This is a genomic window from Bythopirellula superficialaquae, assembly GCF_059632245.1.
The window spans coordinates 4095184-4108657 of the sequence record NZ_CP197426.1 but is presented as its reverse complement, the minus strand read 5'-3'; the positions used below and the strand labels follow the sequence as shown (position 1 = coordinate 4108657).

Sequence of the window (13474 nt, the reverse complement as noted above, 5' to 3'; positions counted from 1 at the left end):
ACCGGGTTGGTTGGGGTCAAGCGAAACTTGACCCAACGCCGTCCTCGCCCAGCGAGCGAACTCCCTACTGACTATGGTTTCGTCGCGAAGGTTCGCGGTAGAACCGCAAAAATTCGGACAATCGGGAAAATAAATTCTACGCCATAACTTGTTGATAAATTACAACTTAGGGCAGGATTTCTACTTTGGCTCGACGCAACAACGCGGAAAATTTTGTCGTTTGATGGGTTCCGAGGCGATCCCGCTGCCAGCACGGCTTGCCGCGGGCCGGTTTCAACGGGGTCGCGGGACACACACGAAAAAAGGCGCTGCCTTTGGAGGGCAGCGCCTCGATTCATCACCGATCTCTGCAGATCGTTGCTTAGATCAAATGGGTCGGAAAGGCCGTTTCGTAGTCCAAGTCGTACCGGCTCTCGGATTCGACGTCCGCCAAGTAATGCAAAGGTCGTTCAATCACATTGTCTTCGGTCGGACGCACGCGCACATAACGGACGCGATTGCGAGTTGCGCGGGGTTCGGTTGATGTCACGTAACGCGGGCGTCGGGCCAAGCTCTGACGCACCCGGGGCACGTAGTCACGGGGTCCAACGGCAAGACGCACGAGGAACGTGCGAATCACGGTCAGAGATTCTCCGCCGGTTCGTTCCTGGCAGAGCCATTTCGCTTCGCGCCAGAGGGATTCGTGCCGGGCGAGTTCCAAGAATTCGTGGCCATCGTAAGTGAGCCGCACACAAGGCACGCCAGCGGTCGTGCGGTCGACTTCCTTCAAAAAGCCACCATCGATCAGTAGCCGCAGGTGGTAACGGACTCGCTCGTCGATCTCGAAGCTCGTCGAAGCATGTTCGTGAACTGCGCCGTTGTGCAGGACGCTGACCGAGCAGTCAGCGCCGCGGGCTTCGATGTCGAGCAGTAGTTGTCGCGCTAAATCCAAATCGCGTTTCATGATGTGCACCTCCATTTGCACGTGGGAGCGGGTCGGCCGCGGCGAAATAGTGCGACGGCATTTGCGGCAATGTGTGCTGGATCGACCTTGCGAGTCAATATGAATTTTGATGCTAGCAATTTGCCTAGAGCTGGGCTGTCGTTTTGCTAAGCGAATTTGAGGACCGCCGGCTGCCGCCTGCGGCTAGGAAGAGAACCGTTAGCACCAACCCGCTCGGCTCGGGGATGGCTTGTATGGTGCTGAAGGGAATGCCGTCGCCGTATTGGTTTTGCCAAAGTGCTAAGTCAGATGCCGAGCCGTTGTTTCGCTGCCAGGCGAGAAAATCGCGGCCATCAATGTCGCCATCGTTGTCGAAGTCGGCATTGGGAACTGGCACGGTCACATACTGATTGCCGGCGATGTTGGCCAAGTTGACCGAGCTGGGGCTCCCCACGTTTGCTTGCAGCACACCTGTCCCAGCGAATTGATTCGAGATGTGCCCATGATTGCCGTTGCCAATGAAGGCGGTGATCTTAATGTCGGCCGTGGGATTGCCCAGCACCGACAACGGTAGCGAGAATTCAAGGCCGGTGAGCACGTTAGCCGGATTGCCGCTCGCCGCGCCGCTGCCGGAGTTGACTCCTTGCGTGTTGCTGTTGTTGATCGCCATCAACAAATCGACATCATTCAGAAAATCGCGATGACCGCGAGTGTTCCCGGGATCGTTCACCAAATCAATCGGCTCGGCGAATTCATGCTCGGGGGGTATGCAGTTGGTATCGCTTGGCCCGGTGCATCCATTGTTGAGCTGATCGATGGGCTCACCGATTCCCAATCCGGGTTCAATGCCGGATGCATTACGCTGAAAACCAATCTCGCTTTTGTTCCCGCTCGGGCCTTGGGTCAGGTCGGCATAGTAAGCGGACAAAGTCCAAATGTTAATTCCCGCGCCGAACGTATGATTGCCGTTCGAGAACGTGAGAAAGTGATCGGCCTCGAAGCCCGAGTCGAAACGCATACCATTGAAGCGTTGAAGAGCACCACTTCCCGAACAACAGTAAGGATCAACCTGAGCTGGCAAGTTGCTGCCGACGATTTGATTCATGCCCCCCGGCGTGGAGTCAATAAACACACTCAGCTTATTAAAATTGTCTTCCAAGTTGCCCGTGATCAAAACGTAGAGCCGTTGATCGCGAACGGCGGCGAACACCTGATCGATTTCCGAGCCCGACTTGGCGGCCTTCGGGTCGCCGTTGATCGAGTTGCCGTAACCGGTGTTTGTGTTTTGTACAGATCGCGCGGCCCCGTAGTCGGCTTCATCGCCCACGAGCGTGCCATCGACTGCGATTTGTGCCTGGCAGATGTTCGTCGAGGCCAAAAAATTTAGCACTAATATCAAGAAAAAGAAGCGGAACATGCGAAATCAACTTGAGTTACAAAAGAATATCAATGACGAGATACGGTAAGTTGCCATTCTACTCGTTCACGTGCTCTTTTGCCGCGCAATAAACCGCGGTTTCTGGCCGCGTTTGCAAGATTGTGGGTCCTGCTACAATCGAGCGAATCCCTCATCTTCATCGCGAGCCCACCAATGTCCGAGAATTCCGCGACCGCTGAGACCCGGCAAATTTTGGTCGATTGCCACGCACTACTGGCCGACGATCACTTTGTTTACATCTCGGGCGACCATGGCAGCGGCTGGATCGACAAGGACACGATTTTCGTGGAACCGCAGCGAATCCGTCGGCTCACGCTCCTTCTAGCCGAGGCTGTAAAGCATTTTGATGCGGAAATTCTCTGCGGCCCTGCGACCGGTGGCTTGGTGGTGGCCCAGTGGACCGCGTTCGAATTAGGCCTGCCGGCAGTGTTTGCCGAACACACCGCGCCGCGTTCCTCGCAGTTACGGGGAGATTTCGCGTTTCATCGTGGTTACGACAAACTTGTCGCGGGCAAGCGCGTGCTGGTCGTCGACGACGTGGTGAACACCGGGCTCTCGATCCGCCAAACGGCGAATGCCCTCCGCCAGGCCGGCGCCGATGTGATCGCCGCCGCGGCACTGGTCGATCGGGGAAATGTCACGGCCGCTGATTTGGGCGTGAACGATTACGCCTATTTGTTGGAATACGACATTCCCGACTGGCCCGCCAGCGAGTGCCCGCTCTGTCAATCGGGTATGCCGGTGAACACCCGCTACGCCTACGGGCAGGATTTTCTCGATGCCCAGCAGCAATCCAACGGCGTTTCTTAGGCTGTAGAATTCAAAAGTGAACCGCCAAGGGAACCAAGAACGCCAAGAGGACGGCCACAAAATCTCTGCGAAATTCTTATTAAATTCTTCTTTTCTTGGCGAATGTGGCGATCTTGGCGGTTCCGTGTTTTCGCCTTTGCAGTCTCCTACAAAGCCGGCAAGGGGATTGGGGGCCAACCCTCCCCAGCTAGCACTTTCGCCGCTAGAATGCAGGATTGTGCCATACTTTTAAGGGCGGATCTACGACGGGACCCTTTTAGCAAGCCAGGAAGGTATTCTGCCAAATGACCAAGCACATTTTTGTCACCGGCGGTGTTGTCAGCTCTTTGGGAAAGGGCCTGACGAGTGCGTCGGCTGCCATGCTGCTCGAGCGGCGCGGTCTTACGGTCCGAATGCAGAAGCTCGACCCGTATATCAACGTCGATCCGGGGACGATGAGCCCCTATCAGCATGGCGAAGTCTATGTGCTCGATGACGGCAGCGAAACCGATCTCGACCTGGGACACTACGAACGCTTTACCAGCGCGCCCCTCACGCGCGACTCGAACTACACGACCGGCCAGATCTATCAGTCGGTGATCAACAAAGAACGCCGTGGCGAATTCTTGGGGAAGACTGTGCAGGTCATTCCGCACATCACCAACGAAATCAAATCGGTCATTCACAAGATCGCCAAGGATGCTGACGAAAAAGTTGACGTGGTGATTACCGAGATCGGCGGCACGGTGGGCGACATCGAGAGCTTGCCGTTTCTAGAAGCGATCCGCCAATTCGCGCTCGACATCGGCAAAGAGAATTGTCTGTATATTCACCTGACGCTTGTGCCGTACTTGAAAGCCGCGCGGGAATTGAAGACCAAGCCAACGCAACATTCCGTTGGTCAGTTGCGTCAGATCGGCATTCAGCCCGACATTCTCATTTGTCGTACCGAACAGCCGATCAGCCGCGAAGATCGTGAAAAGATCGCGTTGTTCTGCAACATCTCTTTGGAAGCGGTCATCGAAGAACGCGATAAGGATTTTTCGATCTACGAAGTACCGTTGAGTTTACTGGACAACAATCTCGACGGCATGATTTGCCGCAAGCTAGGCCTCTCGACCCGCGAGCCCGACCTGCAAGATTGGCGGAATTTGCTCAACGGGCTGCGCAATCCTCAGCATGAAGTCAGCATCGCCGTGGTGGGCAAATATGCGGAGCACCGCGACGCGTACAAATCGATTTACGAATCACTCGATCACGCTGGCATAGCCAACGCCGCCAATATTCGCCTAGCTCGCATCCAAAGCGAAGAGGTCGAGAACGAAGGGGCCGAGAAGCTGCTCGCAGGTTACGACGGTATATTAGTGCCCGGCGGTTTCGGCGAACGCGGCATCGAAGGCAAAGTCATGGCCATCAAATATGCCCGCGAGAAAGGAATCCCTTTCTTTGGCATTTGCCTGGGAATGCAGTGTGCCGTCGTCGAATTCGCCCGCAATGTCTGCGGCATGACGGGCGCTCACTCGACCGAGTTCGACAAAGAAACTCGTTACCCCGTGATCTGCTTGCTCAACGATCAAAAAACGATCACCGACAAGGGGGGCACGATGAGACTCGGCGCACAGCCGACGAATTTGGCCGCTGAAAGTCACGCTGCCGAAAGCTACGGCAAGCAACTCGTCAGCGAGCGCCATCGTCATCGCTACGAAGTGAACAACGAGTATCGTCAACAATTGATCGATCAGGGCCTCGCCATCACAGGCACAAGTCCTGATGGAACGCTTGTGGAAATTGTCGAGCTTCCTAGCCATCCTTGGTTTCTAGCCGTGCAGTATCACCCCGAGTTTCAATCGAAGCCGACGGCAGCTCACCCGTTGTTTGCCGGTTTTGTGAAGGCCGCGGTTGCTCACCGGCAAACTCGCAAAGAACGCCCTTCGGAAACGTCGTCAGAAACTTCCGCTACTGGCGAGGAAGAAACCGTCCCTTTTGTTCGTAAGGCCCGTTAGAAAGCAGTTGATATGAGCGAAGAGAAGAAAATTTTCATCGACGAAGACTGGAAGAGCCAAGTCGAGGCCGAAAAGGAAGCTCTTGCCAAGGAACCCGAAACCGGCAAGGCCGCGTCGCCAGGGCCTCATGAACTGCCACCGGCCTCGTTCGAAATGCTGGTGACCACTTTCGCGTCGGAAGCGATGGTCGCGCTGGGGCAGTTGCCGAATCCCTTCACCAACGAGCATTCGCTCAATTGGGAACATGCCCGCTACACGATCGACATGCTGCAAGTCTTGCAGGACAAGACCAAGGGGAATCTCTCGACCGAAGAAGCCGCGATGCTCGAAACACTACTGCACCAGTTGCGGCTCGCGTATGTGACGCTGCAGAATGAATACGGCTCGCAGATACCGACGGCCGATCCGACGCAGTCGTCGATTATTCAGCCGTAGTAAAGCAACGGCGCGGGGCAAGCAAATGTCATCCCGAGGGGAGTTCCGCGACCAGAGGGATCTGGTTCAAACTTTCTGCCAGCATCCAATACGTATACGGAATGAACCTAGATTCTATCCGCCCCCGACGTACCTAGGCTCCATCAGAATGATAGATTGAAGCCAAGTTCTCCTCAGCGTAAAAATTGGTCGCCATGCCCAGCCGGCGATTTCCGCGGCTCGAAAGCCCAATAGCCTTTCCAAAATGCGACTTGCACCCCGCACCGGGTGACAACGGACGGGTTGTTATAGGCTATCGTGCCGACCGGGCACGGCGACGATGATTTGGTTGGCGAGCGGTAGGCGTGAGCCTGCCGACTTGTCCGGGCACTGACGTCCCCGGCTCGCCTGATGTGTTTCTTAGTTGGCCAACTTATCGAACAAGTCGCGAAACTCGCTCATGTGTTGGCCGATGTGTTCACTCCAACGGGTTGGATTCCAAATTTCTACGCACACCGCGGCACCCACGACCAACAATTCCCCACCAGGTTCCACTTCCAAAAACGTGCGGAAACTGTCGGGAATCGCGATCCGTCCACGGCCCGCGATGGGAACCGTCTTATGCCGTGTCGACAGCAGACGGCCAAACATCTGGACCTGATCCATGCGACCGGCGGTTCGCCCACTGCGAATCTTGCCGGCCACCAACTCTAATCCTTGATTCAACCATTCGGTCCAATCGCGTGGGTGCCAAACACTCACGCAACCGGGCCGTTCTTTGGCGAGCACGCATTCGCTGCTGTCATCGACCAACTCCTCGGCCCACTCCGTGGGAATCGAGAGCCGGAAACGCTCGTCAACCGACCGCGCCCATTCCCCAACAAAGAGTTCCGGTGCATCGGGCATGAACGAGCGAGCTCAACGAAAGTGCGAGATGCCCTCCTTAAAAACTGGCTGCCATTAAAGGCTTAAAACCCACAAATAAATCCGTTTTTTACTGAAAATGGGTTTGTTACCCACTCAGTAGTCGCATTTTAGCGGAGTGCGAGGAGGATGCAAGTAGGAGCATAATTTTCGGGGAAAATGGCGTTTGGAAAGCCTGCTCAATGCGGGAATCTGCTGGTGGCCGTGATAGAATCGCTCGCATTACGATCTTGTCTTTGTTAGGCGGAGCTGCGCTCATGAAGTCGACCTACTGCGTTTTAGTTCGTTTCTTACTTACCGTGATCTTTGTTGCGAGTCATGCAACATTTGGTTTCGCTTTCGGCACAGCGCTCCCTAAGGCTTGGTCAATCACGATACCGAATTTCTACGAACCTGATGTGTCCCCTGCGCCCCATGGCGATCTCTATGTCACGGGCCTGATGAACTGGCCGCATAACGACCGCGTGGCTCGCATCAAAAACGACGGAAACCTAATGTGGAGCCACGTATTCGACGGCAACAATCGTCCAACCGGCGTGACGACCGATCTTCATGGAAATGCGCTGGTTACCGGACACAACGAAGATCAAGCCTTCGTGAGCAAAATCAAACACAACGGCACCGAGATTTGGTATCAACCGATTACTGGGCCACTCCGGGATGTGCCCGTTGGGATTGCTGTGAGTCAAGACGGTCATTCGTATGTTTCTGTAGCCCCTTGGGCGATTAACTACGGCAAGCCTCCACCCGGCACATTTCACAATCTGCAAAAGTACAGTCCCACGGGACAACTCGAATGGCTCACCGAGTTTGATACACTCGATGGAACTTACCCAGGAAATGGCACGCCGACCTCTAACGGTACCGCCGTCGACAACAGTGGAAACATCGTTTCGATGTTCAATAACTACTCGCAGCCAAACTCGCCCGATCTCAATTCCTATCTCACAAAGACGACGCCCAACGGCGATGTAGTTTGGCTTAAAGATTTGGGGCCCTGGTTCAATGCTTTTAGTATCGACGTTGACAGCCAGAACAATATCTATGCCGTGGTCAACAATCGAATTCTAAAATTCGATGAGGATGGTAACGAAGTTTGGTCAATCCCTAACGAGTCCGGTATCAGCCCTGTTCTTCTTTCGCTCACGATTGGGGCCGACGACCGAGTCTTCGTGGCGGGCAATAAAACATTCTCGTCTTATGTTGCCGAGTACGACGTGGCGGGGACGCTCTTGTGGAGCGAGCTGCAGGCTCCAGGGCCAAATCAAATGCTGTTCAACTCGGGATTGACCATTGCCGGCCGACAACTCATTTCGGCGTATACAGTGGCCATTAATGGAGCGTACAGTGCCACTATGCTCACGGCCTACACTTTGATTCCAGAACCCAGTAGTGCAGGACTTTTATTGCTTGCCATGACATTAGTCATGATGCCTCGACGTGAGGGCTATGTTTGAACGACTTTTTATCACTCCCCCAGATTCTTCTTCCGCCGCAGCAAGTGATGATAGTGCTGCGCGAAGCGGTGGGCTTCGTCTCGCACGTATTGCAGCAGCCGCAACGCATACGAACTGTGACTCAATCGCAGCGGTTTCGGGCGGCCGTTGATGAAGATCAGTTCTTCTTTTTTTGCGAGTGAAATCACGAACGGTGGTTCGACCCCGGCGGCGTCGAACGCTTTCATCGCCGCGTTGAGCTGGCCCTTGCCGCCGTCGATCAGCAGAATGTCGGGGAACATCTCCGTTTCGTCTTTCAAACGCGAGAACCGCCGAGTGACGACTTCCTGCATGCTCGCATAGTCGTCGATTCCTTGCACTTCGCGAATGCGGTAACGACGGTAACCCGGTTTGAACGGCATGCCGTCGATGAACTGCACGAGGCTCGCGACCGTTTCGCTGCCGCCCAGGTGGGCGATGTCCATCCCTTCGATCGTCCTTGGCGTGGTGGGGAGCTTGAGAACTTTTTGTAGTCCTATAAGCCCCTTTTGGGGATCGATGTAAAACACTTCTGGCTGGATATGTTTATCGAGATCGCCGCGTTCCTTGATCGATTCGAGCATCGCGATTTCATCGCGCAGCCGGGCCGCTTGTTCGAAGCGGCGATTGGTAGCCGCGTCGAGCATTTCGGCCTGAAGTTCTTTCACGAGCGACTTGCGATTGCCATCGAGAAATTTCTTGAGTCGCCCGATGTCGCGACGGTATTCTTCCTTGCTGATTCGCAAATTGCAGGGGGCGGTGCATTGATTGATCGAAGCCAGCAGGCAAGGGCGGAACCACCGCCAACGCTCGTCCTCGGCTTCGATATCGAGCGAGCAGGTTCGAAACTGAAATACGCGCTGGAGAACTTGCAGCGCCCCATTGAGCGCCCCTGCGCTGGTGAAGGGGCCATAGAGTTTCACACCGCTTGAACGTGGTTCACGGGTGATCTCGACGCGGGGGAAATCTTCGTGCGTCGTGATTTGCAGATAAGGAAAAGTTTTGTCGTCGCGGAGTTCTTTGTTGTATTTCGGCTGAATGTCTTTGATCAGCCTGGCTTCCATCAACAGGGCGTCGACTTCGCTTTCCGCTTCCATGAAGTCGACGTCGTATACTTCCTGCACCAGCCGGCTCGTGCGGAGATCTTGCGCTGCGGCTTTGAGGAAATAACTGCTCGCGCGATTTCGCAAATTCTTGGCCTTGCCGACGTACAGCACGCGGCCTGTTTGATCTTGGAACAAATAGACGCCGGGCGTGTCGGGAAACTTCGAGCGGACCTTCTCGGCGGCGCGCAGAAAGAACTCCACCTGAGATTTTGGCTCGGGCAGGGCAGGGGAGGTGTCGGCAGATGAGTTGTCCGATGCTTCGGAAGTGTCGGCCATGGCAACAAATCGTAAGCCGATGGCGGCTCGCAGGCCAGACCTGCCACAAGATGTTCAAGAGAATGGCCACGGAATTTCACAGATGAAACACGGACGAATTCAAATGATCCGTGTTTAATCCGTGTCTGTCCGTGGCAATTTAATTAATGCTACTTCTACACACCCGCAAACTTGCGCATGTCGGCTTCCATGCTATCAAGCCGGCCGTTGAGTTCTTCCTTCGCGCGGTCGAGATTCGCCAATTGCTCGGGTGGCTCGTAGGTAAACATGTAGAGCTTGATCTTGGGCTCGGTGCCGCTGGGCCGGATCGCCACGTAGTTGCCTTCGGTGGCTAGGTCGATGATCACCAAATCCCCCTTAGGACCAACCAGCGGCTTTTTCGTGCCGTCGGGAAGCACGATCTCCATGTTTTCGTAGTCACGCATTTGCTTGACGTCGATGCCGGCGAGCAGCTTGAGCGGTTCCGTGCGGAATTTGAGCATCACTTCCTTCATCCGCTCCATCCCTTCGCTGCCGGGCATCTGCACCGATATTGTTCGCTCGACGTGCATCCCATGTTGCCAAAACAGCGAATCAAGCTTTTCGTGCAACGTTTGGCCGTTGGCTTTCAGCTTCGCGGCCAGCTCGCATAGAAGCAACGAAGCGACGGCACCATCTTTGTCGCGGGTGTGATCCCCGGCCATGTAACCGTGCGATTCTTCCGTGCCGTAGATGAACTTGTCAGGACCTTGCTCGTCGATCACGCCAGCGATCCATTTGAAGCCGACGAGCAAATCGCCAAAGGTTTTGATGCCGTAGCTGTCGGCAATGCGACGGGTCAGTTGGGTGGTTACCAGCGTGATCACGATGAAATTGTCGGGCGAAAGTCGGCCCTGGGTTTTGCGAAGTTCCAGAATGTGGTCGGCCAATAACGCCCCGATTTGATTTCCCGAGAGGGAGTGCCAGGGGCTGTTTTCGGCTTTGGTAAGCGGTGCGGAGCAACCGATGCGATCGCAGTCGGGATCGGTGGCGAGGGCGAGATCGGCATTCACGTGTTTGGCGTGCGCGACAATTGTGTCGAACACCTGAGAATTCTCGGGGTTGGAAACATTGCCCGGCACGTTGGGGAAATCGCCGTCTGGCTTGGCGTGCAAGGCAAAGACTTCGACATCTTTGAACCCGGCTTGATCCAGCACGGGACACACCGCCGTGGCACCCACGCCATGGAGCGGCGAGTAAATCACTTTCAAATCGCGCGGGCCGGGAGTCGATTGCTTCAACACGGCTTCGATGAACTTAGGATCAATCTCGTCCTGGCAGAATTCAATCTTGCCCGCCGCAACCGTTTCGTCGAAATTCGCCCGCTCGATGGTTTCAACCGACATCACTTCGTCGATCACGCCCTGATCATGCGGAGGCAACAATTGCCCGCCGGTCAACCAATAGGCCTTCACGGCATTGTCGCTGGGGGGATTATGGCTCGCCGTGACCATGATGCCACAGGAACAGTTTTTGTAGCGCACCGTGAAAGACAATTCCGGCGTGCTGCGATGACCTTTAAGGTAATAAACCTTGAATCCCGCGGCGACCATTACCTCGGCACAGAGTTTGGAGAACTCGATCGACCGATGCCGGGTGTCGTAGGCTATCGCGCAAGCCAGCTTGGCATCCTTACCGAGTTGCGATTTCACATAATTGGCAAGGCCCTGTGCGCTTTCGCCAATCGTGCGGTCGTTGATGGCGTTGCTGCCGATGGGGTACATCCGCCCGCGGCGCCCGCCCGTGCCGAAGGGAATGATCGTCCAAAACACGTCGTCGAGTTCCCGCCAACGATCCGTTTGCACATGCTCGATGACCTGCGTGGCGTATTCGGCATAGCGCGGCTCGGTGAGCCAAATCTTGATGTTGTCCGCGGCGGAACTGGTGAGCTTGTCCGCAGCGACGGCTTGATCGATTTTGGCGAGAATCTCTGGTAGATTGGACATCGCGTTCCCTGACAAATGCACGAATCGTGGGCTGGTTGCTAAGACGCCAACCTACACGAATCAGCCAAATTCTTCTAGTCATCGAGCTTCTACCCAGCGAGCTTCTATCCAACAAACCGAGAGGCGAAGCGTGCCGCAATCGAGATTTTTTTTCGCGTGGGTTCTGGTGTCGGCGATTTGTCCCATGGTGGAGGGTGAAGACTTTGCGCAGCCCCCCGAGTCGTTTGGCGATACGCAGGACGTTTTCTACGACGATGCTTTCCAAGCTCTGAACGGTGACCCGCCCGATAAGACCAAAGAAGCGGTGGCAACTCAGCAAGAGTCGAAAACAAAAGACGTGTTCGATTGGCAAACGCTAATCGAAGCCGAGACGCTCGCCACGGAAGTGAAGCGGATTGCCAATAACCTCACGGCGCTCACAACGAGCCCCGCTAAGTTTGAAGCGGCGAAGCTCAAGGATTGCCCGCGCGAGTTGGCAATGCTGGCCACACTGTTTCGAGTTATCCAGCAGTACCCAGGCGACGTCCCTTGGCAGAAAAGTGCCGCGGCGATGGAACGACAATGTCTGCAAACCGCCGAAGCCTGCGAAGTTGGTTCTGACGAAAGTCTGGCGATGGTCAAGGAAACTTGTTTGCTGCTCGAGGATTTACTTCGCGGCCAAGCGGTGGAAGCGAGCGAAGCCGAAACCGGCTTCCCCCAGTTCGCCCCGTTGATGCAACGCATGGAAATCACGGCTCAAGAGAAGCTGCCGACATTGCTGACCAAGCCGCGCGACTTTCGGAAGCAGGCGACGCAAGTTGTTCATGAAGCGGAGCTACTCGCCATGCTCTCGCAAGTGATCCGCGGCGAAGACTACGGTTACGGTGATGACAAAACGTACCAAGCCCACGCCGATGCCTTGCGCGATGCCGCGGACCAGTTGAAGCAAGCCGCCAAGTCAGAAGATTTTGCCAAGGCCGTCGAGGCCGAAACAGCGGTTAAGAAATCGTGTGCCGCCTGCCATGCCGATTTTCGGGGGTAAATGTTTCGGGGGGATAATCTAAGAGTCGTGAGTACTTGATCGCCGCAAGTTTGAAATATTTGCGTCCTCATCAATCGCGGTTATACTGCGATCAGCCGACCCATCGACTTAAAGTGGACTCCCGTATGATGTTGCGAAGACCACCCGTATTGCGAACAGCCTTCACTTTGGTGGAACTTTTAGTCGTGATTGCCATCGTGGGAGCAATGGTCGGCTTGCTGTTGCCCGCGGTCCAAGCAGCACGTGAGTCGGCTCGCCTGGCGGAGTGCCAGAATCACTTACGTCAAATCGGCTTGGCCACTCTGAATTTCGAGCAAGCCAAACAGGCCTTCCCACCCGCTCGGCTTCGCGCACGGGAATTTTACGGACCGAACGATTGTGCCGAGACGGAACCTTCGTGGATGGTGCGGATTCTTCCCTTCGTCGAGCAAGCGGTGACTTACTCCAAGTGGAACATCTATAAGCCTTACGACGATCACGATCTCGATACGCGAAACTTTATCCCTTCGCATTTTGTTTGTCCCTCGCGACGGTCCGTGGAGGAGGCTCGCGTTGATTCGGGTGTGGTCGAGCAAAACATCACCTATGGTTGTGGTTGCAGCGGCACCGAAATCATCGAACTCACAGGTGGGGCTGTAGGTGACTATGCCGGCAATCACGGTGACTACACGGGCGGATCCGAGGACTGGCTGTACGCATACTGGCGGGGCGGCAACGGCATGGGTGTGATCATTTCCAGTGAGCCCGTTTGCAAGGAAAACAAACCCGCCGATTGGCTCAACAAGCTGCGACACAAACACCTCGTCGATGGGGCCAGCAACACGGCGCTTGCCGGTGAAATGCACGTCCCCCAAGGTCGACTCGCCCAGGTGCCTGAAAATGGTCCACTTTACAACGGCAAAGATTTGCCAGCGTTTGCACGGATTGGCGGACCAGGAGTTCCCTTAGCGCGTGGTCCTTACGATACGACGATCCCAATCATTGGTTTTGGAAGTTGGCATCCAGGTGTTTGTCCGTTTGTTTTTGCTGATGGATCTGCGAGGTCGATCGACAATTTCATCGACGACCGCATCCTGCAACAAATCTGTCGCCGAGATGATGCCGCACTCCCTCCTTGGGAAGAGGAACCTTATTGGTGGTAG

At 55.3% G+C, this 13474-nt stretch carries 11 protein-coding genes; 6 read left to right on the top strand and 5 right to left on the bottom strand.

The window, feature by feature from the left end; genetic code table 11:
• Positions 1 to 361: 361 nt before the first annotated feature.
• Together SH678x_RS16925 and SH678x_RS16920 are read right to left on the bottom strand one after the other, a co-directional pair.
• Positions 362 to 943: a DUF2513 domain-containing protein gene (locus tag SH678x_RS16925; RefSeq protein WP_496919636.1), complete on the bottom strand. Its 582-nt coding sequence runs from the start codon at positions 941 to 943 to the stop codon at positions 362 to 364.
• A 124-nt stretch (positions 944 to 1067) separates the two neighbouring features.
• Positions 1068 to 2339, bottom strand: a complete 1272-nt coding sequence (locus SH678x_RS16920; RefSeq protein WP_496919635.1) for a hypothetical protein — start codon at positions 2337 to 2339, stop codon at positions 1068 to 1070.
• A gap of 174 nt (positions 2340 to 2513) precedes the next feature.
• Between SH678x_RS16920 and SH678x_RS16915 the strand changes: the two genes are divergently transcribed.
• The 3 genes from SH678x_RS16915 to SH678x_RS16905 all read left to right on the top strand — a co-directional run bounded on the left by SH678x_RS16915 (position 2514) and on the right by SH678x_RS16905 (position 5587).
• Complete coding sequence (locus SH678x_RS16915; protein ID WP_496919634.1) at positions 2514 to 3170, top strand: orotate phosphoribosyltransferase; 657 nt, start codon at positions 2514 to 2516, stop codon at positions 3168 to 3170.
• 284 nt (positions 3171 to 3454) lie between these two features.
• The gene (gene pyrG / locus SH678x_RS16910) at positions 3455 to 5152 is read left to right on the top strand and encodes a CTP synthase (protein WP_496919633.1); all 1698 of its coding nucleotides are present in this window, start codon (positions 3455 to 3457) and stop codon (positions 5150 to 5152) included.
• Positions 5153 to 5164: 12 nt separating this feature from the next.
• Complete coding sequence (locus SH678x_RS16905) at positions 5165 to 5587, top strand: DUF1844 domain-containing protein (RefSeq protein ID WP_496919632.1); 423 nt, start codon at positions 5165 to 5167, stop codon at positions 5585 to 5587.
• A 399-nt stretch (positions 5588 to 5986) separates the two neighbouring features.
• On the opposite strand, the gene SH678x_RS16900 is transcribed toward SH678x_RS16905, so the two are convergent.
• Positions 5987 to 6472 (bottom strand): division/cell wall cluster transcriptional repressor MraZ, encoded by a 486-nt coding sequence (locus SH678x_RS16900; protein WP_496919631.1) that lies wholly within the window; start codon positions 6470 to 6472, stop codon positions 5987 to 5989.
• A 275-nt stretch (positions 6473 to 6747) separates the two neighbouring features.
• Between SH678x_RS16900 and SH678x_RS16895 the strand changes: the two genes are divergently transcribed.
• Positions 6748 to 7947, top strand: a complete 1200-nt coding sequence (locus SH678x_RS16895) for an outer membrane protein assembly factor BamB family protein (protein WP_496919630.1) — start codon at positions 6748 to 6750, stop codon at positions 7945 to 7947.
• 11 nt (positions 7948 to 7958) lie between these two features.
• Here the strand turns inward: SH678x_RS16895 and SH678x_RS16890 are convergent, their stop codons facing one another.
• Both SH678x_RS16890 and SH678x_RS16885 read right to left on the bottom strand, forming a co-directional pair.
• On the bottom strand, positions 7959 to 9347 hold the full coding sequence (locus SH678x_RS16890) for an excinuclease ABC subunit UvrC (RefSeq protein WP_496919629.1): 1389 nt from the start codon (positions 9345 to 9347) through the stop codon (positions 7959 to 7961).
• 155 nt (positions 9348 to 9502) lie between these two features.
• Complete coding sequence (locus SH678x_RS16885) at positions 9503 to 11311, bottom strand: phospho-sugar mutase (RefSeq protein WP_496919628.1); 1809 nt, start codon at positions 11309 to 11311, stop codon at positions 9503 to 9505.
• A gap of 184 nt (positions 11312 to 11495) precedes the next feature.
• On the opposite strand from SH678x_RS16885, the gene SH678x_RS16880 reads away from it, so the two are divergent.
• Together SH678x_RS16880 and SH678x_RS16875 are read left to right on the top strand one after the other, a co-directional pair.
• Positions 11496 to 12332: a cytochrome c gene (locus SH678x_RS16880; RefSeq protein WP_496919627.1), complete on the top strand. Its 837-nt coding sequence runs from the start codon at positions 11496 to 11498 to the stop codon at positions 12330 to 12332.
• Positions 12333 to 12457: 125 nt separating this feature from the next.
• Positions 12458 to 13474, top strand: a complete 1017-nt coding sequence (locus SH678x_RS16875) for a DUF1559 family PulG-like putative transporter (protein WP_496919626.1) — start codon at positions 12458 to 12460, stop codon at positions 13472 to 13474.